The 22,514-nt window shown below is 53.3% G+C and carries 18 protein-coding genes; 8 read left to right on the top strand and 10 right to left on the bottom strand.

Going from position 1 to position 22,514, the window contains the following annotated elements; all coding sequences use genetic code 11:
- Positions 1-188 precede the first annotated feature (188 nt).
- Positions 189-473, top strand: coding sequence for an energy transducer TonB (locus LZ463_RS04215; RefSeq protein ID WP_489686080.1), 285 nt, complete (start codon positions 189-191; stop codon positions 471-473).
- A gap of 113 nt (positions 474-586) precedes the next feature.
- On the opposite strand, the gene LZ463_RS04210 is transcribed toward LZ463_RS04215, so the two are convergent.
- From LZ463_RS04210 to LZ463_RS04195, 4 genes are all read right to left on the bottom strand, one after another.
- Positions 587-2,761, bottom strand: a complete 2,175-nt coding sequence (locus tag LZ463_RS04210) for a M3 family metallopeptidase (protein ID WP_241454150.1) — start codon at positions 2,759-2,761, stop codon at positions 587-589.
- 192 nt (positions 2,762-2,953) lie between these two features.
- Positions 2,954-3,103, bottom strand: a complete 150-nt coding sequence (locus LZ463_RS04205; protein ID WP_241454149.1) for a hypothetical protein — start codon at positions 3,101-3,103, stop codon at positions 2,954-2,956.
- Positions 3,104-3,126: 23 nt separating this feature from the next.
- Positions 3,127-4,341, bottom strand: coding sequence for an MFS transporter (locus LZ463_RS04200; protein WP_241454148.1), 1,215 nt, complete (start codon positions 4,339-4,341; stop codon positions 3,127-3,129).
- A 99-nt stretch (positions 4,342-4,440) separates the two neighbouring features.
- Positions 4,441-6,384 (bottom strand): ATP-binding protein, encoded by a 1,944-nt coding sequence (locus LZ463_RS04195; protein WP_241454147.1) that lies wholly within the window; start codon positions 6,382-6,384, stop codon positions 4,441-4,443.
- 252 nt (positions 6,385-6,636) lie between these two features.
- Between LZ463_RS04195 and LZ463_RS04190 the strand changes: the two genes are divergently transcribed.
- From LZ463_RS04190 to LZ463_RS04180, 3 genes are all read left to right on the top strand, one after another.
- Complete coding sequence (locus LZ463_RS04190) at positions 6,637-8,184, top strand: DNA-3-methyladenine glycosylase 2 family protein (RefSeq protein WP_241454146.1); 1,548 nt, start codon at positions 6,637-6,639, stop codon at positions 8,182-8,184.
- 27 nt (positions 8,185-8,211) lie between these two features.
- On the top strand, positions 8,212-8,691 hold the full coding sequence (locus tag LZ463_RS04185) for a methylated-DNA--[protein]-cysteine S-methyltransferase (RefSeq protein WP_241454145.1): 480 nt from the start codon (positions 8,212-8,214) through the stop codon (positions 8,689-8,691).
- 230 nt (positions 8,692-8,921) lie between these two features.
- Positions 8,922-9,485: a phasin family protein gene (locus LZ463_RS04180; protein WP_241454144.1), complete on the top strand. Its 564-nt coding sequence runs from the start codon at positions 8,922-8,924 to the stop codon at positions 9,483-9,485.
- Positions 9,486-9,602: 117 nt separating this feature from the next.
- Here the strand turns inward: LZ463_RS04180 and LZ463_RS04175 are convergent, their stop codons facing one another.
- On the bottom strand, positions 9,603-9,983 hold the full coding sequence (locus LZ463_RS04175) for a hypothetical protein (RefSeq protein WP_241454142.1): 381 nt from the start codon (positions 9,981-9,983) through the stop codon (positions 9,603-9,605).
- A 24-nt stretch (positions 9,984-10,007) separates the two neighbouring features.
- Positions 10,008-11,807, bottom strand: coding sequence for a sulfatase family protein (locus LZ463_RS04170; protein ID WP_241454140.1), 1,800 nt, complete (start codon positions 11,805-11,807; stop codon positions 10,008-10,010).
- Between the two features lie 113 nt (positions 11,808-11,920).
- Between LZ463_RS04170 and LZ463_RS04165 the strand changes: the two genes are divergently transcribed.
- The 4 genes from LZ463_RS04165 (at position 11,921) to LZ463_RS04150 (ending at position 17,712) form a co-directional block, all read left to right on the top strand.
- The gene (locus LZ463_RS04165; RefSeq protein ID WP_241454138.1) at positions 11,921-12,838 is read left to right on the top strand and encodes a LysR family transcriptional regulator; all 918 of its coding nucleotides are present in this window, start codon (positions 11,921-11,923) and stop codon (positions 12,836-12,838) included.
- Between the two features lie 154 nt (positions 12,839-12,992).
- The gene (locus LZ463_RS04160; RefSeq protein ID WP_241454132.1) at positions 12,993-14,168 is read left to right on the top strand and encodes an acetyl-CoA C-acetyltransferase; all 1,176 of its coding nucleotides are present in this window, start codon (positions 12,993-12,995) and stop codon (positions 14,166-14,168) included.
- Between the two features lie 654 nt (positions 14,169-14,822).
- Positions 14,823-16,013 carry a peptidylprolyl isomerase gene (locus LZ463_RS04155; protein ID WP_241454130.1) on the top strand — a complete coding sequence of 397 codons (1,191 nt, stop codon included), beginning with the start codon at positions 14,823-14,825 and terminating at the stop codon, positions 16,011-16,013.
- A 307-nt stretch (positions 16,014-16,320) separates the two neighbouring features.
- The gene (locus LZ463_RS04150; protein WP_241454128.1) at positions 16,321-17,712 is read left to right on the top strand and encodes an RtcB family protein; all 1,392 of its coding nucleotides are present in this window, start codon (positions 16,321-16,323) and stop codon (positions 17,710-17,712) included.
- A gap of 50 nt (positions 17,713-17,762) precedes the next feature.
- Here LZ463_RS04150 and LZ463_RS04145 read toward each other — a convergent pair whose 3' ends face one another.
- The 4 genes from LZ463_RS04145 to LZ463_RS04130 form a co-directional block, all read right to left on the bottom strand.
- Positions 17,763-18,617 (bottom strand): ABC transporter ATP-binding protein, encoded by an 855-nt coding sequence (locus LZ463_RS04145; RefSeq protein ID WP_241454127.1) that lies wholly within the window; start codon positions 18,615-18,617, stop codon positions 17,763-17,765.
- Positions 18,614-19,414: a hypothetical protein gene (locus LZ463_RS04140; protein WP_241454123.1), complete on the bottom strand. Its 801-nt coding sequence runs from the start codon at positions 19,412-19,414 to the stop codon at positions 18,614-18,616. The genes LZ463_RS04145 and LZ463_RS04140 overlap by 4 nt, the downstream gene beginning before the upstream one ends.
- 175 nt (positions 19,415-19,589) lie before the next feature.
- The gene (locus LZ463_RS04135) at positions 19,590-21,380 is read right to left on the bottom strand and encodes an OmpA family protein (protein WP_241454121.1); all 1,791 of its coding nucleotides are present in this window, start codon (positions 21,378-21,380) and stop codon (positions 19,590-19,592) included.
- A 66-nt stretch (positions 21,381-21,446) separates the two neighbouring features.
- Positions 21,447-22,508 (bottom strand): hypothetical protein, encoded by a 1,062-nt coding sequence (locus tag LZ463_RS04130; protein WP_241454119.1) that lies wholly within the window; start codon positions 22,506-22,508, stop codon positions 21,447-21,449.
- Positions 22,509-22,514 lie beyond the last annotated feature (6 nt).

Genomic DNA, 22,514 nt, shown 5'->3' with positions numbered 1-22,514 from the left:
TGTAAAATAAAGTGCGGCATGTTGTCATGCCGCACAGACGAAACCGGTCGGCTTTACCAATGATGCTTCTGCCTTGAAATCTGTTGGAAGTTTTTTATACTGAATAGAAAATACATAAGAAGATCTCTATGAAACCTCAAATATCAATCCTCGTTTCATCCCTGTTGCTGGCCCTGAGTGCATCCGTCATGGCAGCAGAAACTGCACCAGTCATGGATAGCAAATCCTGCGACCCACCCAAGTATCCCAAAGCGGCCCTGATGAATGAAGAGACCGGTACGGTATCCATGGGTTTTCTGGTCGGCACCGATGGCAAGGTGGTTGAGTCCAAGGTTGAAAAATCAAGTGGTTCCAAGAGTCTGGATAAGGCAGCGTTGACGGCGCTTGCACAATGCAAGTTCAAGCCTGGTACCAAGGATGGTAAGCCTGACCAGGTGTGGGCAAAAGTGGAATTTGTCTGGAAGCTGGAATGAGCTGACGCGGGAAAATTAGGATAAATCGAGTAGCCACGCGTGGTTGCTCATCAAAAAATAGAAAGGGGACAATGTCCCCTTTCTATTTTTTTCTTACCCTGTTTTTCTGCTGTTTACTGAGCTTTCAAGCCCCGACGTATCAACAGCGGCTCTATCCTGGGCTCACGTCCCCGGAAGTTACGGAAAGACTCCAGCGGATCAATACTACCCCCCTTGGACAGGAGTTGTTGACGGAACCAGTCGCCATTCTTGCGATTGAGGCCACCGTTTTCCTTGAACCACTCCACGCTTTCGGCATCAAGGACTTCGCTCCACAGGTAGGCATAATAGCCAGCTGAATAACCGCCGCCGAAAATGTGGGAGAAATAGGTACTGCGATAACGTGGTGGCACAGGCGCAAAGTCGACACCGGCCTGTTTCAGTGCTTCTGCTTCAAAGGCCAGTGCATCCTTGGGGACTTGTGTCGGCGTCAACTGGTGCCAGCGCTGGTCAAGCAAGGATGCGGCAATGTACTCTGTTGTCGCAAAACCCTGGTTGAACTTGTTGGCGGCACTGATCTTGTCGACCAGGGTTTGCGGTATTGCTTCACCGCTCTGGTAATGTCTGGCGTAATTCTTCAGTACTTCTGGCCAGGTCGCCCACATTTCATTGACCTGGGAAGGGTATTCCACGAAGTCGCGCGGTACATTGGTGCCGGAGAAGCGCGGATATTTCACCTGGGAGAACAAACCATGCAAGGCATGACCAAACTCATGAAAAGCCGTACGTACTTCATCAAAAGTCAGCAGGGTAGGCTGGCCAGCAGGCGGTTGTGGAATGTTGAGATGGTTGGCAATCACAGGGTGGCTGCCAAACAGGCTGGCCTGCTCCACATAGGCATTCATCCAGGCGCCGCCGCGCTTGGTGTCACGTGCATACATGTCGGCAATAAACAGCGCCATGCTTTTGCCATCAGTATCAAAGATTTCATATACCTTGACGCTGGGGTGGTAGACCGGCAAGTCCTTGCGCTCTTTGAAAGTGATGCCGTATAACTGGGTCGCTGCAAAGAACACCCCATTTTCCAGCACATTCTTCAATTCAAAATACGGGCGTAACTGACTGTCATCAAAGCTGTATTTTGCCTTGCGCAACTGTTCGGTATAGTAAGCCCAGTCCCAGGCTGCCAGTTTGAAGCCGCCTTGCTGGGCATCGATGATTTTTTGTAATTCCGCGGCCTCAGCCCTGGCATTATTGACCGCTGCCGGTGCCAGGTCGGCCAGCATCTTATTGACTGCGGTGGTATTTTTTGCAGTCTCGTCTTCCAGGCCATAGGCTGCGTGGTTGGCATAACCAAGCAGGCTGGCGCGTTCTGCACGCAGGCGCGCCAGGTCGATTGCCACCTGGCGGTTGTCGAATGTACCGCCATGACTGCCGCGATTGACCGATGCTTCATGCAGGCGCTGGCGCAGGGCGCGGTTGGCCAGACTGGCTTCGAACGGCTGACCGGTGGTATTCATCAGGGGGATCACATACTTGTCCTTCAGGCCGCGTGCCTTGGCGGCTTCTGCTGCGCTGGCAATTTCTTCTGCTGACAGACCCTGCAATTCTTCTTTGCTGTCGACCACGATAGCGCTGGCATTGGTCTCTTTCAACACATTCTGGCTGAACGTCGTTGCCAGGCTGGCCAGCTGGGCATTCAGGCTCTTGAGTTTTTGCTTGTCCTTGTCGGACAATTTGGCGCCAGCCCGGACGAAGTCGGTGTAGTAACGCTCGAGCAGGCGCAGTGATTCGGCATCCAGGTTCAAAGTCTGGCGGGCTTCATATAGTTTGCTGATGCGCTGGAACAGTTTGGCGTTCAAAAACACCTGATCCTGATGGGCAGACTGTTTTGGCGCCAGCTCACGCGACAGGGCTTCCATCGTTGGGTTGGTATGGGCGCCAGTCAGACTGGAAAAGACGATGGATACGCGGTTGAGCATCTGGCCTGCCCGCTCCATGGCGATAATGGTATTGTCAAAAGTCGGTTCAGCGCGATTATTGGCAATGGCCATGATTTCTGCACTATGCTGACGCATGCCTTCGGCAAAGGCGGGGGCGTAATGGGCATTCTTGATCTTGTCGAAAGCCGGGTATTCATATTGCAGTGTGCTGGCCGCAAAAAACGGGTTGTCAGCGAGCTTGCCAGCCGGTTTTTTTGCAGCGACATGGCTGCCGGCATCAACTGTAACAGGTGTCAGCGGGGCCGCATGGGCAAATGGTGTCGCCAGTGCCGAACCCAACAGAATGAGCATGAGGTGTTTGTTCATATTGTTTTACCCAAAAGTGGATGACATTTTTTGATCAAAAGGGAGGACAGTGTAGCAGACAGTGACGTAGCCAATTCGTTCACTCTGCATACAAAAACAGCACCTGATGGTGCTGTATGCATGTTTGCTGGTTCATTTACAAGTGTGTTTGCGTTTGAGCCGGGTGACCAAGCTTTGTTGGCTCTTATTCTTTCAGCACAATACAAAGCGATTAGCCAGATCGAGGATGAAGGAAGGACGTAAATAGGCAAGAAATACCAGGGCCAGTACCGAGGCCATCAACAGCCACCATAGCAGTCGGGCCAGTTTTTTCTGTAGAGGTATAGACAGGCTTATCATCATTCACACTCGACTCGGCACTCAACTCAGGCAGCGATGGCTGCACCCCTGGCGATGGGCTTGTCATTGATGGGCAGATTGACTAGGGCGGCAAAAATGCCCAGGGCCAGGACGATGCCCCAGACCATATTATAGTTCCCCATCCTGGTATAGATGAACCCGCCCAGCCAGACACCAAGGAAGCTGCCAACCTGGTGTGAAAAAAACACGAAGCCTGACAGCATGGACAGGTATTTGACACCAAAAATATTGGCAATCACACCATTTGTCAGTGGCACTGTTGATAACCACAAAACCCCTAGCGCAGCCGAAAACAGGTAGACGGAATAAGCAGTCAGCGGCGCAAGCAGGAACAGGCCTATCGCTATGCTGCGGGCAAAGTAGATCGATGACAGTAAATAGGGTTTGGAAAAAATGCCGCCCAGTTTGCCTGCATAGTAAGAACCGAAGATATTGAACAGACCGATCAGCGCCAGGGCAAATACGGCAACACCAGGGTCGAGAATACCCTTGTCTTTCAGGTAGGCAGGCATGTGTACACCGATAAACACCAGCTGGAATCCGCACACAAAATAACCGGCAATCAATAGTAAAAATGGCTTGTAGGCAAAGGCTTCGCGTATTGCCTCGGAGATGCTTTGCTGTGGACCATCAGCCTGTTCCAGTGCCGGTTCGCGCAAGCGCCAGGCCATCGGCAGCATGACCAGTACAACCAGGGCGGCCAACAGGTAAAACGCAGTTTGCCAGCCAGCCTGGTCAATCAGGCGTTGTTCTATCGGCATCATGATGAACTGACCAAAGGAACTGGAGGCCGACGAAATGCCAAAGGCCCATGAGCGTTTTTCCATTGGTGCGGTACGGCCTATGATGCCGCTGACCGCGCCAAATGAAGTACAGGCCAGTGCCGCGCCAATCAGTATGCCGGTTCCCAGTATGAATACAGTGGGTTGATCAATGACCGCCATCCACAGCAAACCGGCGGCATACAGGAATGCACCAAGTACCACCATCCTGGTCGTGCCAAATTTGTCTATTGCCATTCCGGCAAATGGACCGAACACGCCCCACATCAGGTTTTGCATGGCCATGGCCATGGAAAAGGTTTCCCTGGTCCAGCCATGTTGCTGGGAAATGGGTTGCATCCAGAAACCAAAGCCATGCCTGACCCCCATGGACAGTGTCAGCACAAAGCCGCTGGCGATCAGTACGGTTTTCAGGTCGGGGGTGGTTTTGGCAGTCATGGCGGTTGGCTTGGCTTTAAGTTACGTATAAGTGTATGACAAACTTAAAATCCATGTGGACTGCTGCTTTGACCATGACGGTATGGCTGATTTTTACAGTCAATCGTCTTCGTTGTCTGGCTGGGCACTGACGATATTGAGAGGGATAGTGACGGTGAAACGCGTACCCATGCCTGGAGTGCTGTCAACATCGATCTTGCCGTGCATGATGGTGCTCACCAGATTGTGGACGATACTCAGGCCCAGTCCGCTGCCGCCGTGACCCAGCCTGGTCGTGTAGAACGGATCAAAAATACGGCGCAGGTCCTGTGCCGGTATACCTCTGCCATTGTCCGAGAAGATGATCTGCACCTGCTCATCAGGTGCCTTGAAGGCGCGTAGATGCATGTTGCCATTATCACGATGTTCAAATGCATGGATCAGGGCATTGTTGATTAAATTCGTCAGTACCTGGCCATACGGGCCAGGGAAGCTGTGCAAATCGATGTCGTCGGGGATATCCATGGTCAGGGTGTGACCATGTTTATGGATGAGGTTGTGCAAGGTGCGTATGACTTCGAGTGTCGTCTTGTGCAGATTGAAATGACGGCATTTCTGACTGGTCTGGTCGACCGATACCTGCTTGAAGCTGCTGATCAGGTCGCTGGCATTTTTCAGGTTGCGCAGCAACAGCTCATTCGCATTATTGATGATGGCGGTGAACTGGTTCAGGTCAGAACGTTTCAGGCTGTTCTCTGTCAGCTTGCGCAAAAATAATGCTGACTCTTCCTGCAAGGTGGTGGCAGTCAGCAGGCTATTGCCTATCGGAGTATTCAATTCATGGGCGATGCCGGCGACCAGTGAACCAAGAGCGGCCAGCTTCTCTTGCGAAATCAGGATTTGCTGGGCCTTCAGCAACTGTTGATAAGTCTCGGCATTTTCGACAGCAATGGCAGTGTAGGCGGCCAGCATCATGGCGATGTCCAGATGCATGCGTTTAAAGGCATTTTTTTGCGTACTCTGTATGGCGATCAAACCGATGGTACGACCCTTGATCATCAGTGGCACATAGATGTGAGATACCGGGATGATTTTTTCGAGTCCGGCAATATAGGCACTGTCCACCGTCAGCTTGTTGAGACCGGTTTTGCCGATATACGCCTGGTATTCGGCATGGATGTCGCTGATGAAGATAGCCTGCTGATGCTGTACGCACCAGACTGACAGCAAATCCCTGTCCCTGCTGTCGCGGATATATGGCAACATCCTTTTCCCACGTAGTATATTGCAGGGGAATTCTATGGTTTCCTGTTCTGGTCGGTACAGGCCTACGGCAAATACTTCGGCACCCATCAGCTCATGCACATGGCGGTAGACGATTTCCATGATGGCATCGCGGTCCAGGGTGGAAGTGATTTCCTTGCCGATTTCACTTAACTGGTAGATATGCCGGTGTGCCTGTTGCAACTGCTCGGTTTGTGCCTGCAAGGCAGCGGTGCGTTCACTGACCCTGGTTTCAAGCTGTTTCTGGGTCTTTGCATGTTCGGCATGGCTCAGTACCTGCTGTATCAGGTTGGCCAGATGGCGACCGAACAGCACATCTTCACCTGACCAGTTTTTGATGCAGCTGATTTGTGCAAAGCAGATGATCCCCATGCTTCTTCCATGCAGACGCAAGGGAATGCCGAGGACAGAAAGTGCATCTGTCCGTTGCAACAGGAGACCGAGATCTGCGCCATGTGCATGCGCCCGCAGATCATGTGCCAGCAAAGGCGGGGTGTCCTGTTGCAGTGCCTGCGTCAGCAAAGGGAGATGTGTGACAGGCACGTCTGGCGGCGCTGTCTGGTGTTGGCCGGAGTGGGCATGGCAATGCAAAACCGCTGTATCAGATTCAGGACCGTCAAACAAATGAATACTGGCGCATTCTGTCTTGAGGATACTTAAGCCCGTGTCGGCGATCAGTTGCAGGACTTCGGCCGGTTGCCCCTCTTCCAGCAAGCGATTGCAGGACAAGTCGAGCAGGATTTCTGCTGGTTTCAGAGGGGGAGGCACATCCTTATCCATGACCCGCTCTTTCTTGAACAGAAGAAAACTGACAAGTCAGTGAGTGCAAATACCCACACCCGGTAATAGGGATGCAATGCAAACTGCGGTTCAAATTCAGTACCTGGCACATGTTGCACGAGTCGTTTGTCCGAAAACGGCTAGAAGAGTTATTCGCAGAGGCGTATAAATACACTTATACACCTGAAGATAGTAAAGCAGTTTGCAGTTACTTAGTGCACATTTAACTATCTCTTACCAGAGAAGACAGCAATGAAACAGGATACACACACCGGACAAATCAATGAAGCGGGCAGGAGCCAGCATTCCCCGCTGGCGCCATCCCTGTTTGCTGCGACCGATGGCTTGACGCAAAAGCAATGTTATTACCGGGCTCTGGCAGCCAAGGACAGCCGTTTCGATGGCGTATTTTTTACCGGCGTCAAAACCACAGGCGTATATTGCCGGCCGGTTTGCGGCGTGAAGACGCCGCGTGAATCTTCTTGCGAATTTTTCAGCAGTGCCGCTGCGGCCGAGGCAGCCGGTTTTCGTCCTTGTCTGCGTTGCCGCCCCGAGCTGGCGCCGTATGCCCTGCAGCAAAACCTGGCACATGCCATCTGGCAAAGAATTGCCGATGGCGCTTTGAATGAGACGGACATAGAAAACTTTTCCCATCAGGTGGGTTTGTCGTCGCGCCAATTGCGTCGCGTCATGTTGCAGGAGTTTGGCGTCACGCCGGTAGAGCTGGCCCAGACCCAGCGCCTGCTGTTTGCAAAAAAGCTCTTGCAGGAAACCGGCCTGGGCATGGCTGAAGTCGCCTTTGCAGCCGGCTTTGGCAGTGTCAGGCGCTTTAATGCCCTGTTTTCAGAGCGTTACCAGATGGCGCCGGGATCAATCCGCCGCGCTGCTGATCATGGTGGTGAGGGTGTCAGCCTGAAGCTTGCCTATCGCCCGCCCTATGCCTGGGATGCCGTGATTGCCTATCTGGCAGGGCGTGCCATGCCAGGGCTGGAGGCGGTGATCGATGAGAAAGAGGGCAAAGCCTATGTGCGCAGTGTGCAGATGGACGGTCTGGAAGGCTGGTTGAAAGTGGCGCATCTGCCAGCGAAACAGCAGCTCAGCCTGCAAGTCTCACCTTCGCTGACACCAGTGCTCATGCCCCTGATGGCCAGGGTCCGGCAACAGTTCGACCTGGAAGCCAATCCTGCCGTGATACAAAGCCATCTTGAGGCTGATCCCCTGTTGGCAATGCAAATCCGGCACACGCCGGGCATGCGGGTACCCGGCGCCTTTGACAGCTTTGAACTGGCAATCCGTGCCGTGCTGGGCCAGCAGGTCAGTGTGGCCGGAGCGACTACCGTGGCAGGTCGGCTGGTGCAGCGTTTTGGTCTGGCTGTCAGCACTCCCTTTGCTGCCGTCAGCCACCATTTCCCCAGCCCGCAAACCATCGTTGGCCTGAGCATAGACCAACTGGCAGGCATAGGCATACCCGGCGCCCGCGCCGCCACGCTCCAGCATATCTCCCGGTTTGCCATGGATGGCGGGCTGAAAAGGGAGCTGGCAGCCAGCTCGGACGAGATGGTGGCCAAACTCAAAACCGTGCATGGCATAGGAGAGTGGACGGCTCAATATATAGCCATGCGCGCCCTGCGTTTTTCCGACGCTTTCCCGGCTGGAGACCTCGGCCTGCAAAAAGCCGCAGCACAACTGGCCATACCGCCAGCAGAGCGTCTGACAGAAAAACAGTTATTGCAATTGGCCCAGCCATGGGCTCCCTGGCGCGCCTATGCAGCCCTGCTGCTCTGGCAGTCGCTGAAGTAAAGAATCATTTGTATTGAAGGAGTCATCATGTACTACATGAATTATCAAAGTCCGATAGGCCCGTTGTTATTGGCCGCCAGTGATCAAGGCCTGTCCGGTGTCTATTTTGAGCACCATAAGCACTTCAAAGGCAGTGCCGGCTGGCAAGAGCATGAGCAACACCCGGTGTTGCAACTGGCACGCCAGCAATTGCAGGAGTATTTTGCCGGTCAGCGCCAGGATTTTGACCTGCCGCTGGATTTGTCTTCCGGCACCAGCTTCCAGCAAGAAGTCTGGACCGCCCTGCGCCAGATACCCTTTGCCAAAACCAGCAGTTATGCCGCACTGGCCCAGGAAATACAGAGACCAAAGGCAGTCAGGGCAGTCGGGGCCGCCAATGGCCGCAACCCTTTATCAATAATCGTCCCCTGCCACAGGGTCATTGCCAGTAATGGCGCGCTCACTGGTTATGCCGGTGGCCTGAAGAACAAGGAGAGCTTGCTGGCGCTGGAAAAGAAATTTGCTTGAGAGTAACTATGGTGGTGTCCCAGCCCGCGTAATTGCTGTTTTCAGGCAAGTGCATTTGCTTATATGAAAATATCATTTAGATAATTTTGGTGCGTCGCACAAAAAGTGCTTGACCTTTTGGATTCTCCGTGTAAAATCGTATTTGTTGCGGTGCACCATTCAAGAATTAATGGACGCTGCCAAAACCAGATCCACTTAATTTCAAGTATTTCCATTTACCGGAGAATGACATGACTACCAATACACCAGAACAATTCATCGCTTCCACCAAAGCCAGCCTGGAAGCCCAGTTTGCTTCACTGACATCGCTGAACAAAAAAGCATTTGACGGCCTGGAGCAATTGTTTGCCCTGAACATCAATGCTGCAAAAGCCAGCTTTGAAGAAAATACCGCTGCTGCCAAGCAATTGCTGGCTGCCAAAGACCCACAAGAATTTTTCACACTGACTGCAGCTCAAGCTCAGCCAAATGCAGAAAAGGCTTTGGCATATGGCCGCCACCTGGCAAGCATCACGACAGCAACCCAGCAAGAATTCACTAAAGCTGTTGAAGCGCATATCGCTGAAACAAATACTAAAGTGATTTCCCTGATCGATGAAGTGACAAAAAATGCTCCAGCCGGTTCCGAACAGGCAGTTACTGCATTGAAAACTGTTGTTGGCAACATCAACGCAGGTTACGAGCAACTGTCCAAAACAACCAAGCAGGCTGTGCAAACCCTGGAAGAAAACCTGAACAAGGCTACCCAGCAATTCACACAAGCTGCTGAAAAAGCAACTGCGAAGAAGAAGTAATAGAAGTAATCTGAATCAAGGTCTGCTTCTGATGGTTGAAGCGACTTGAATTGGACAGCGACAGAAACTGAAAATCCCCTTGCCTTGGCAAGGGGATTTCTTCATGGTGCACTGTTTTTACACTGATGGTCGTTTGCCCAGCAAATAGACCAGGTACAAAAGCACACAACTGCCATCAAAAAAGGCGGCAATATGCAAACCCTGCAAGGCCGGTTCTGCCCAGTTGAGGACCAACATGACCACTAGTCCCAGCTTTTCAGCAGCGGCAGCCAGCAAGATAGCGGATCGTGCCGCGACCTCCTTTACCGCATAGACGATCAGTGCCCCCACGACAAAGGCCATCAAACCCCAGTGACGGGCAAAGAACAAACCCGTGACGTCGCCAACCTGCATGCCGGACGCCTGCAGGAACAGGGTAGGCGCCACAAACTGCAAGCCAGCCAGCATGGTTACGATACCACTGACGTACAGGATGGTACGTATGGTTTTTTCCTGCATGTTCTCCTCCCTTTTTTAACTTGTTCAAACCGGGTTTCCGGGGCCCTGATGATAGACAAACGAGGGTCCTGGTAATTCTTTGCCCAGGTCCGCGCCAACTTCCGTATCGAGCAGTTTATTGAGCTTGCTGTTCAAGGCCAGCAGCAAGTCTTTATGCTGCCCGGCTTGCGCCGCCAGGTTGGTGATTTCGTTGGGGTCTTCTTGGGTATCATAAAGCTCAAGTTCGTTACGTGTGCTCAAATTCTGCCAGTCCTGTGGTTTATGGTGGTCGGATGGCTTGAAATAACGGGCAAACTTGTAACGCCCATCATAAATGCCTCGGAACAGCGCAGGATTGTCCAAACTGGGTAAAAACTGGCCGCTCTCAAAGCCGATGAACAGGGAGCTCAGCTTGCTGTATATCTTGCCGGTCAAAGCGCCCTTGCGTGTGAAATCCGGGTCCATATACAGGGGCACACCATAATTGAGCAAAATCCCGCTCTGGTCGCGCAGCGTAGTCGCAGTGGGCGAGGCGATGGCTACACTGACATCGATGCCTTTCAGGTAAGGGTAATGTTCAGTCCTTGCTTTGGGATCAACGCCAGCCATACCCAGTATGGTTGGCACCAGGTCTATATGGGATGCCAGGGCATGACTGGTCCTGCCACCCGTGACATCCGGGTGCCGCACGATGAATGGCACACGCATGTTTTCCTTGTACATGAAAGGGCCTTTCTGGCGCAGCCCGTGTGCTCCGGCCATTTCGCCATGATCGGCGGTGTAGATGACGATCGTGTCCCGGTCCATGTCCAGTCTTTTCAGTGCCTGCAAAACGGTCAGCGCATGGCTATCCACATCCCGCACGCAATTGAAGTAATAGCTTTGATAGGTACGCCAGGCTGTTTCATCCTTGGGGTCGATATGCCCATACAGCCAGTTGCAGGTGTCTACATAAGACCTGGTGGCCCAGGGCTTGTCGCGCAAATCGTCGCGATAATAACTATCGGGCAAGGGCAGGTCCCATACCTTGTCATAAACGCCGCCGGCAGGTGGCGATGACAAGGGCGACAGCATATTGGCTTGCAGGCGAGTCGCTTCCTGTCTGGCACCGGTACTGACATACATCACGTCGTGCGGATTGACAAAATTGACCGCCAGGAACCAGGGTTGCTTGCCACGCATGCCAGCTCCTTTGGTCGCCAGCCATTGCACCGCATTGCTGGCGATCTGTCCGTCGTAACGATAGCCGGTCCAGGTTGCCCCATGCGGGTCGCCATCGGCGTTATAGTCGGAAAATCCAAACGGCTCCAGCGCAGCTGCCGTGCTGGGGTAGGGGCCATAGACCAGGCCAGGGTCGGCACGCAGATGACTCAAATGCCATTTGCCCTTATAGGCAGTGTAGTAGCCCTGGGCCCGCAATAAATGCCCCAGGCTGGGCAAGCCATCGGCCAGTTCCGGGAAAGAGGGGGGTGCATCCACATTGGCTGTCATCAGCGTGTGCTGGGTATGCTGACCAAAATACATGTTCGAGCGCGAGGGGGAGCATGGTGTGGTGTTCGCGTAAAACCGGGTGAAGCCGGTGCCTTGCTCCAGTAGCAGTTCATGCGCCGACAAGCCCAGCCCGGTCGGCAAATCTTGCCAGTGACGCAGTTGGTCATTCACGATCAGCAAGATATTCGGGCGGCGCGCACGCATGGCGGCGGCTGTCATGGCTGGCGCGACCTTGGGTATTTTGCGTGGGCGTTGCTTTTTATCTGCCAGGTCACCTACCACGCCTGTCAGACCGACTGCCGCCATCGCGGTCAATATCTTCCTGCGGCTGACTCTGTCTTCGTAATCTTCCATTTTGTCCCCGCGGGTTGCTGCCCCTATGTTGTCAATAAGGGCAGTGTGGGGTGAATGGCGCAATGCGTCCAATGCATTATAATCATCAACATCATACTTTATGGGTATGTCTGATGATGAATCTCAACAAGCTTAAGCATGCAGTGGTGCTGGCCGAACAAGCTAATTTTGCCCGTGCTGCCGAGAAACTCCATATCAGCCAGCCGGCATTAAGCCGCAGTATTTCTGGCCTGGAAGAAGAACTCGGTGTGCGCCTGTTTGACCGTGACCAGGCCGGCGCTGCTGCTACGGCCGCAGGCAGGCAGCTGGTCAGCCGTGCGCGTGATCTCCTGTATGCGGCAGGTAATCTCAGGCAAGAAATGACGCAATTGCGCGATGGCGAAAGCGGTCAACTGGCCTTTGGCGCCGGCCCTTTCCCGGCAGCCAGTTTCTTGCCAGCAGTGCTGGCTGAACTGGCCAGGGCATACCCGCGCATGCATACCGAGGTGGAAGTCAGTCACAGCGATATCCTGATGGAGCACCTGATTGCCGAGCGCCTGGAGTTTTTTGTCGCCGACACCCGTACCATCAATCCCAATAAACATGTCAGCATCAGACACCTGGGGAGGCAGTATGGTGGCCTGTATTGCCGCCGTGAGCACCCACTACTGGCAAAGGCAATGCTGACTATTGCAGACCTGCAAACGGCAAAATTTGCCAGCGTGCATTTGTCCGACCGTTTCCTGCCCCCGCTGCGCAAGGCCCTGGGCCTGGCAGCCGGGCAAGACCTGCCCCTGATCACGACTTGTGACAATATCTATGTCCTGAAACATGTCGTCATGCATAGCGATGCCATCCTGCTCTGCACCAGACCGGCAGTGGTCAATGAACTCAGTTCTGGTGAGTTGCTTGAGCTCAAGATCGACGGCTGGCAGGCGATGTATGCTGAAATCGGTATCGTCAGCCTTGAGCGCCGCAGCCTGTCGCCCTTGGCAGAGCTGGTACTGTGCAAAATCGCCGGACATATCACGACGCTTCCCAACTCCGGGTGATACACATGAGGCAGATGACGTGCATGTTAAAAAAGTAATTTTTTTGAGCTCAGCCTCTGATTGCTGCCAGCAGTGGTAAGCTAGAGGCTGAACTCTGGCTTCATTCTTCATTCGACCATTTCACACCCATCCGGGTACCAACAGGAGAATTCACATGCAAGACGTGGTAATCGTAGCTGCAGGCCGTACTGCAGTAGGCAAATTTGGTGGCTCTTTGGCAAAAACGGCTGCTTCCGAACTTGGCGCGACCGTCATCAAAGCCCTGCTCGCGAAAACTGGTTTGAGTGGCGACCTGATCAATGAAGTGATCCTGGGCCAGGTGCTGACCGCAGGCGTGGGCCAGAACCCGGCCCGCCAGGCCGTCATCAAGGCTGGCTTGCCTGACATGGTGCCGGCTTTCACACTCAACAAGGTATGCGGCAGCGGCCTCAAGGCGACCCATCTGGCAGCGCAGGCCATCAAGGCCGGTGATGCAGACATCATCATCGCCGGTGGTCAGGAAAACATGAGTGCTTCGCCGCATGTATTGAATGGTTCACGCGATGGTTTCCGCATGGGCGACGCCAAGCTGGTCGATACCATGATCGTCGACGGCCTGTGGGATGTGTACAACCAGTACCACATGGGCATTACCGCAGAAAACGTCGCAAAAAAATACGGCGTGACACGTGAAGAGCAAGACCTGTTTGCCCTGGCCTCACAAAACAAGGCAGAGGCTGCGCAAAAAGCCGGCAAGTTCAAGGATGAAATCATCCCGGTCGAGCTGGTCAGCAAAAAAGGCACAGTCGTATTCGACAGCGATGAATTCATCAAGCATGGCACGACGCTGGAATCGCTGGCTGCACTGCGTCCGGCCTTTGACAAGAATGGCACCGTTACAGCTGGCAATGCATCCGGCCTCAATGACGGCGCTGCTGCCGTCATCATGATGACAGCGCAAAAAGCCGAAGCCCTGGGTTTGCCGGTGCTTGCGCGTATCAAGGCTTATTCTTCTGCCGGTGTCGACCCGACTATCATGGGCATGGGGCCAGTACCTGCTGCCCAGCTATGCCTGAAGAAAGCTGGCTGGTCACATCAAGACCTGGATTTGATGGAAATCAACGAAGCCTTTGCTGCGCAGGCCATCGGCGTCAATAAAGAAATGGGCTGGGACACCAGCAAGATCAACGTCAATGGCGGTGCGATTGCGATTGGTCACCCTATCGGTGCGTCAGGCGCTCGCATCCTGGTCAGCCTGATCCATGAAATGATACGTCGTGATGCCAAAAAAGGTTTGGCAAGCTTGTGTATCGGTGGCGGCATGGGCGTGGCGCTGGCGATAGAGCGTTGAACCAGTTTTAGCATTGCACGCCTGAAGAGATACAGGCTTAATTGTCAAAGCCCCTCTGGCATGTTGAAGAGGGGCTTTGATTTTATGGATTTACTTCTCCAGCATAAAGAAACATAGATGCAGACCGAACTTGATAAGGCAATAGATGTAGAGTAGCAGGGCCTGTATTATGACGGTTATGAACTGCTTGCCAGGGTAGTGGAGTTGATCAAGGGGCCGGGTGAGCATCTCATTGCGGGGAACAAACATTGGCGGTCTATTTTCTCGTCATGCAGCACATGCCCTGACAGGGGAATTTTCAGCCAGTCTGGCTGGATTGCTTGACGCATCAGGGCATGGAATGCTGAGACGTATAGAAGGCAAAGAATGACGCTATGCCCTTGGTCTGAATGAAAGTCAATTTGAAGCTTACGCCTTGATCAAGGTATATGAAATCCTGGTTGTATTTTGCCCTGAGCCTCCCCTTATTCGGGAAGTCTGTTGACTTTCCCTGCAACTTTGACAGGGTTTAGTTCGTCTGAAAAAAAACGGACAAGCCTGATTATCTGGTCTTGTTACCACTGGTAGCAACGGCGAAGCTCCACCCACAGAGATCAATTTCGGAACTCCTTGCAAAGCCAAGTAAAATGTAGCCTTTATAAAAAAGGTTGCAAGATGAAAAAACTAATTTGTTTGAGTGCTCTGGGAATGCTGCTGACGGCATGTGGCGGCGGTGGTGGCTCTGCACCGTCCAATCCTGTAGTCAATGATCCTGGTCTGAGCTTCAGCCCGGAGTCATTAAATGTCGTCGTCAACGAAGGGCAAAACAAATCAGCGGTCATCAGAGCGAGCGCCAACAAGGTTTTTTCAGGGACGGTGAATGTCGCCATCGTAGATAGCAAAGGAGTGACTACAGGCGCAGTCAATATGAGTTCGGTTTCATCTTCTGCCTACGATGTTACTTTGCAGGTTTCGGGGAAATTACCCGCAGGTGTCTATGACGGCACTCTGGAGGTGCGTTTATGCCAGGATACCCCTAGCGTCTGCAGTCAACCGCATCCAGGCTCACCCTGGAAATTGCCCTACCATATAGAAGTCAAAGCACTATCTAGCATTAGCAAAGTCAGTGTAGATCAACTGGTGTACCGTAAAATATCCAAGATTACTGTTACCGGTGAAAACCTGGGCTTTGCCGTCGTGAAGATGCCGCTTTGCCTGAATTTGACTGAGGTTGGCAATGGCACATCCACACAAAGGAATTTTTCCTGCAAAATCGTAGGTGTAGGCAATCCTGAATTGACGGTACTCTCTGACAAGGGAGGCAAGCTGTATTCCATGCCCACGGTGGTCAGCCTGGCGCGTCCACCGCAAGTGACGATGAAGACCAGTCTGGGTGATATGGTGATCGAATTAAATCCCGCCAAAGCACCCGTTACGGTGGATAACTTCCTCAGCTATACAGAGAATGGCTTCTATACGAACAAAATATTTCATCGTGTCATCAATAATTTTGTGATCCAGGGCGGTGGCTATGATGCTGATTTGAAGCAGGCTGCGACGCTTGCACCGATCAAGCTGGAAACAAATGATTTGAGCAATCTGCGCGGCACCATTGCCATGGCACGCGCCAGTGCTGCGGATAGTGCGACTTCGCAATTTTTCATCAATGTTGCCGACAATCTGACGCTCGATTCTTGCATTCAATCATTTTGCATGCCCCAGCAGGGTTACGCAGTATTTGGCAAGCTCGTCAGTGGCCTGGATGTCATGGACAAGATACGTCAGGTTCCAACCAAGCAAGTACTTCCCATGGAAGATGTGCCTGTAAATCCGGTCATTATTTACTCTGTGACACAGACACAGTAAACACCAGGGAGCGAAGGAGACAAAGGACTCAGGTCATGCCCGTCATTATGTCTCCATCGAACGTACTCATTTTCTGGAGCGGGGGGAGTCCCCTTGCTTCCTGCAGTATTCACGTGCTGTCTCCGTCGCTATATTTTCCCGAGACAATTCTGCGCTAGCCACGGCTAGCTGATCGTCGCAATAAACTTATTTGCGCTTGCAGCAAATTTGTTTATACTTGTAGTCCTCCTCTTGGCGCTGCTGCTAGAGGTACACATGCCCCCGAATCGCCGGAGGCTCACCTGTACTTCAAATTCTGGTAGCAGCTATGACTTCTATTTCACGCTTACAAACGGCTCTGCAAAGACAGGGTATACATGTGGAACATGCCAAAGGCATATTCCGGCTTCACCACGAACATGCGCAGGCGACGGTCTTGTTGCCTGACAGTCTTCCTCTGGAAGAAAAAGCAGTAAAACAATTGATGGCTTTTGCCGCAGTCAAATCTGCCGCCGGTCATCACGCAGTCTGCAAGGCTTGCGCCACGCCAGACTTTCATCCCGGCAGTATTGCGCCGGTCGGCTCCATTGTGGCTACCGATGCCGATTTCGTGATCCCCGCAGCCATCGGTACAGACATCAATTGCGGTATGCGCTTGCTGACTACCGGTGTCAAACTTTCGCAGGCAGCTTTGCATAAAGATGCCTTGATCAGTCATCTGCAAAAAGTTTTGCTGGAAAATGCCAGGGATGTACCGGCACATGCGAAAGCTTTTGCAGCACTCTGTGATGTCGGGCCTTCAGCATTTCTCGACAGTTTGCCGGACACTGGTATCTGGGCGACGGCAGACAAAGACCGCTTGCAGCGGGAACTGGCATCATGCGTAGGCCTGCATGAATTTGGTGGCGCCCGTGCTTATGCGCCTGATGCCTGGTTCAGCAGGGACGGTATGATACGCGATCCCAGCCTTGGTACTACGGGAGGTGGCAATCATTTCGTCGAACTGCAAATTGTTGACGCCGTCTTTGACAGACATCTGGCCTATCAGGCCGGATTGGCGAAAGACGACATCGTTGTGATGATACATAGCGGTTCACGCGATGTTGGTTTCTTTGTCGGGCAACGCTGGATGGACAGGGCACGTACAGAATGGCCAGCCGGGCAAAAGCATCCCGTCAGTGGTTTGTTTGGACTCAGCGGCGATCTGGCGCATGCATACCTGACCGCCATGGGTGTTGCAGCCCGCTATGCCTGGGCTAACCGCATGGTGCTGGCAGAACTGGTCAGGCAACAATTTCAGAACCTTCTTGGAACAAGTCATTCTGCCCTGATTGTCGATGTACCTCATAACGTCATTTTGCGCGAGCATGGCATGAACATACACAGGAAGGGGGCAACCCCTGCGCGTCATGGCGACCTGGCGCTGATACCGGGGTCCATGGGGGATGCCAGCTATCTGGTGCAGGGCCTTGGTCATCCCGACTGGCTCTGGTCCTGTAGCCACGGTGCAGGACGACGGATGCGGCGACAAGATGTCAGGCGCATGCGCCATCAACATGACAGGGGTGAGTGGCAATGTGTGACCTTGCGCGAAGAGCGACGCATAGAAGAAGCACCGCAGGCCTATAAGCCGATAGGGCCGGTGATAACGGCGCAGGAAGAGGCAGGCCTGATCAAGGCCGCAGTCAGATTACGACCGTGGGTGACGTTCAAGGCTTAGCAACAAGGTTCGCGCAAGTTCTTGCTGGTGTATTCCAGGCGGGATTGTTTTCATAATTCTTTAAACCGGTATCTGATCTCCCTGCTGAGCGCCTGGAATTCTGCCGTGTTTTCCATATTCCGGCGCCAGGCGAGACCGCGTTCTATCAGGTCATAGCGGTATTTGATACGGGCGCCAGAGACAGGATTGCCGGCCTTGTCGTAATCGCGGCCCAGCAGCCAGATGGTGTCGGCGATGCTGATGGATGCGTCAATATCGTGGCTGACAACGATGATGGTGTTGAGTTCATCCTGTGTCGAGATTTGCAGGATCATGTCGCAGACTGTTGCCTTGGCAATCGGGTCAAGACCGGAAAAAGGTTCGTCCATCAGCAGGAAGTGGTCGCTGCAAAGAGTTTGCTGGGCGATGGCGACGCGCTGGCGCTGCCCACCGGACAAGGCTGCCGGGTAGCAAAATGCCTTGTCGGCCAGCCCAAAATTGTTCAGCAGCTCAATGGCCCTGGCCTTGGCTTCTGCCTGGTTGGTGATTTTGCGGCTGGCCGCAACCAGCAGATTACCGAGTATGGTACGGTGTGCCAGCAAAGGATAGTCCTGTGCGACCACGCCGACTTCGCCCGGTGTCACCGGGGTTTTTTTACCGTTCAGGTAGACACCACCTGCACTGGGTTTCTGCAAGCCGGCAATGCAGCGGAACAATTGTGTCTTGCCTATGCCTGAGGGACCAAGCAGGCAGACGACCTGGCCTTGTTCGACGCCATCACGGGTGATGTTGTCGATATGGGCGGTGACATCGCCGAGAACGGGCTGGTCATAGCCGACACAGAGCTGCTCTATGCTGAGCAGGCGTTCGCCGAGCTGATAGGGCAAGGGTGTCGTTGATACGGGGCTTAAAACTGCGTTCATCATGGATTTCCGGTTTCATTGAATTTGACATAGGGGCAGACAGTTTCCCTGAGCCTGGCCAGCAGATAATCCTGTCCTACGCCATACAGCAGGATGGTGAGCTGTATGGCGAACACACCGCTGAGCTGGAAGTAACGGTTCTGATTTAGCAGCAAGGCACCGATACCGCCTTCGGAACGGGTCAGTCCCTCGACCATGGTCAGCAGGGTCCAGCCTATGGCAGCGTTTTGCCTGACCAGGTCAAGCAGGGTATCCGCCTTGCCCAGTATCACCAGTTCATAGGTGATGCGCCAGTTACGCATGCCCAGGGTCTTGCAATGGTCTATTGCCTGTTGCGGTATGGCCTGTACTTCAGCCATCAGGGCAGTCACCATCATGACGCTGGTGCCAAAGGTCAGCAAAGCCAGTTTCAGTTGATAGGCGTCAGCGGTCAGCAACATGAACAGGTAACTGAGCCCGGCAAAACCAAGAAAGCGCAATACCGATGCAAAACGGGCAATCGGCAGGAAGACCGGGGCCGTAGCAGCGGCCGCAATCACCAGGGCAATTGCGGTTGACAACAGCAGGGATAACAACAGCACTGTGATGCTGGACCACAGTTCTGTCAGCAGGCCCTGTTCATGGAACAGCATGATCCAGGACTGGCCTATTTCTTGGGGAGTGGGCAAGGCTTTGGCGCTGCTGCATGACCACAACACAAAGGCAGTCACCAGTTGAACCAGCAACAAGGCTCGCGTTGCCTGAAAAGGCGAGTACGGCAGGAAGGCATTTTTTAAGCCAGTGTGTATGCGCAGGGACATGATGTGTTTGTTTCGAAACTAAAAGTATCACTACAGCGGCACGGAAAGAGCACAGAGGGAGATTGGTGAAAATCATGAAGAGGGATTTATTTCCATTCTCTCTTTGTGCCCTGATGCCAGCCTGCCTTTCAATACAGTAAGGATGAGCTGGTACGCTGGCATATTTCAAGAGCCATCATTCATTGCTGGTCTTGATCAAGGCTACTTCCACCCGACGGTTATGAGCGCGTCCTTCGGCGCTGCTGTTGTCAGCTATTGGCTGGCTGTCACCAAAGGCGCGTACCCGCACGCGACCTTCGGGGAAGCCTGATGCAGCATTGGCTTGCAGCCAATTGCGTACAGCGTCGGCGCGTTTTCTGGACAAGAGCAAATTGGCGTCAGGGTTACCTATCTTGTCGGTGTGGCCGTTGATCTGTATCGGCAGCCCCGACACCGCCATCTGGTTCAGCAATTCTTCCAGTGTGGCTGTGGCTTCCGGTTTGAAGCTGGCTTTACCGGTTTCAAATTCTATGGCCCAGTTACGTTTGGCAAAGGTGGCCACTGCCGGTGCATTCTGATCAAAACGCGGTGCATCGGTACGTGCTGTACTGCTCTTTGCGCTGGCTGCCACCGCCTGCAAATACGTGGTATTGACCACTTTCTCGTAGCTGACAATTTCTGGCATTTCACCTGGATAATACTGTTTGGCGATGCCGCCAAAGACGTTATAGACACGCTGGTAAAGATTGTCGTTGCCATTCAGGCCGAACAGGAACAGGTTGTCCGCCAGGTTGCTCGAGGTTGAACCACCGAGACGTATATCCAGGCCCTTGCGGTCTTTTTCAATGACACCCTTGTAGTATTTCATCCACCATTGGGCATTCTCTTCCTTCGCCACTTTCGCGACGACGGCACTGGCCTTCAACAGCTCCGTGTCGCTGGCGCGGATGGCGTCTGTTGCTTCAAAAGCGGCAGCCAGCATGTTCTTCACATACTCAGGGTTTTGCGCCATCCATTGGCGGTTACCGATGATGGTGGCAGGCATTTGCCACATGTATTCACGGGTGGAGGCCACCGCAGCCAGGCCGCCGACTTCGCGCGCCACCTTGACGTCGCCGGGTGTCCAGGTGGCCGTGCCGTTCTGACAGACCTTGCGGCGTTCACCGGTGGATTTGCCATTGCGTACGACAGGCCTGGTTTCGCAGGCACCCTGGTTGTTTGCAGCGATCAGTTTTTCATCGGATTCGGCAAACGAACCCACGCCGACAAAGTTCATGGCATCGGGGTCATAAGTCTTGATGTCAGGATTGACCGGGATTTTATTGTCGGCTGCATATTTCATGCAGATATTCCAGTCACCGTCGCGTAATACTGCGCCGATCAGGGAGCCACGGGCTTTTTGCGGGTCAGCGGCTACTGCTGCTGGTAACATGCATTTATCTTCTCCGCGTGAATACCCTAGCGAGCCGACCACCTCAATCTGCTGGCCGAGTTTGCTCATGCTTTCCCGGGCAGCAGCAAAATAGCCGGGGCCGCCATCGCCCATGATGACGACAAAGGCTGCACCTTTGTCAGGGTAAGCGACACCCTTGGCGACTTCACCGGCAAAAATCGCTTGTTCGGCAATCATTTGTGCATAGTCATCCTGACGTTCCAGTTGCAGGTGTACGCCATGCTTGTCCATCAGGCTGCCAGGTGCTGTCGTCGTGTCGCCATTGGCATAGTGGATGGATGTTTCTGCATTCCATGGCAGCACCAGCATGCGGGCCTGGTAATTACCCGTGGCCGGCGCCAGGTTGAAGGCAGCGCTGCTGCTGGTCTCATTCGGCATGCTGGCCTGGGTGGGGATTTCTATCGCAGCAGGGACGGCAGTCTTTGCTGTCCAGAATTTCAGGCTGCCATTGTTTTTGACATAGGTATTCAGGCCATAGATGCCGGCACCGACAACGGTGGCAATCAGCAACAGGCGTGGTAAAGGTTTAAGCATGTTTTTCTCCTTGTGTATGCTTGTGTTCATGAAACTGCGTCTACATTGCGAGTGACGCGTACATCATCATTGATGGTCAAACCAGTTCCTGGGTGGCTTATTGCCATTGGTTTCGCTGGCACCTGTCCCTGGTCTGGCAGGTTTTTGTTCTGTCTCTGCAACCGGTTTTCCGGCATAACTGCCTTCTATGATCAGGCGTTTCTGGTCAGCGCCGAGCAGGATGGAGTCACCACGTTTTTCCCATTCTTCTATCATCTTCATGGCGCTGGCTTCATACATGCCGTTCTGCAAATCGATGGTGCTGACAAAAGTATCGGACATGCGGACAAAGTCTTCAATCTCGCCGATCTTCATTGCATAATCATTGGCCAGGTATTCATTGGCCATGTCAAACATGGCACGGGCATCCGGGTCGCCGTTGATGATGCTGCGGGCAGATTTGATGGCAGAATAGGCTGCATCCGTCATTTTTTTGCGGCGCTGCTTGACGTCAATTTCACGACGTATGTCCTTGATCAGGAATAATGAAATTTCCTGGTATTTCACCAGCACGGAATACAACAACTGCATCTTGGTCAGCAGGTCCTGGTAAGTGATATTGGCTTCCTGCATGCGGCCGGCCTGACGCGATTCTTCGGCAATCACGATGGTCTTGCCGGTCTTGCTGGCTTCTTTCACCATCAGCAAGGATTTGTTACGGATATTTTCATTGCTGCGTATTTCTTCCTGGCAGGCGCGTATCATGCCGCCCAGGCTGGCAATGCGGCTGTTCATGTTGCCCAGTTTCTTTTCCAGTTCGGACACATAGGTCTGCATGATGCCTATGGGATCTATCTCGACAAACAGACGGGTGATGGCGCGCATGGAATTCTGATACAGGTAAGAGCCAAGACGCCAGAAGCGGCGGTCCGTCGCCACATAGGCAAAGGCGATGGTTGCCACACCAAGTGCGCCTGCATATAAAGTGTTTTCCAGCAGGGTGATGATTTTTGGCAGAGCCTGGTACAGCAGGTAGCCTGCACCGCCTATCGCGCTGACGGCAACAATCTGACCGGTCACGCCTTCGGGTTTTTCCCAGAAGGATTTGGGTTTGAAACTGGCGGGAACGCCAGGGATATGTTCGCTCATGATCTT

The organism is Undibacterium paludis, assembly GCF_022568815.1.
Classification (GTDB): Bacteria; Pseudomonadota; Gammaproteobacteria; order Burkholderiales; family Burkholderiaceae_D; genus Undibacterium.
The sequence above is the reverse complement of the archived record's forward strand: the minus strand, read 5'-3'. Positions and strand labels throughout refer to the sequence as shown.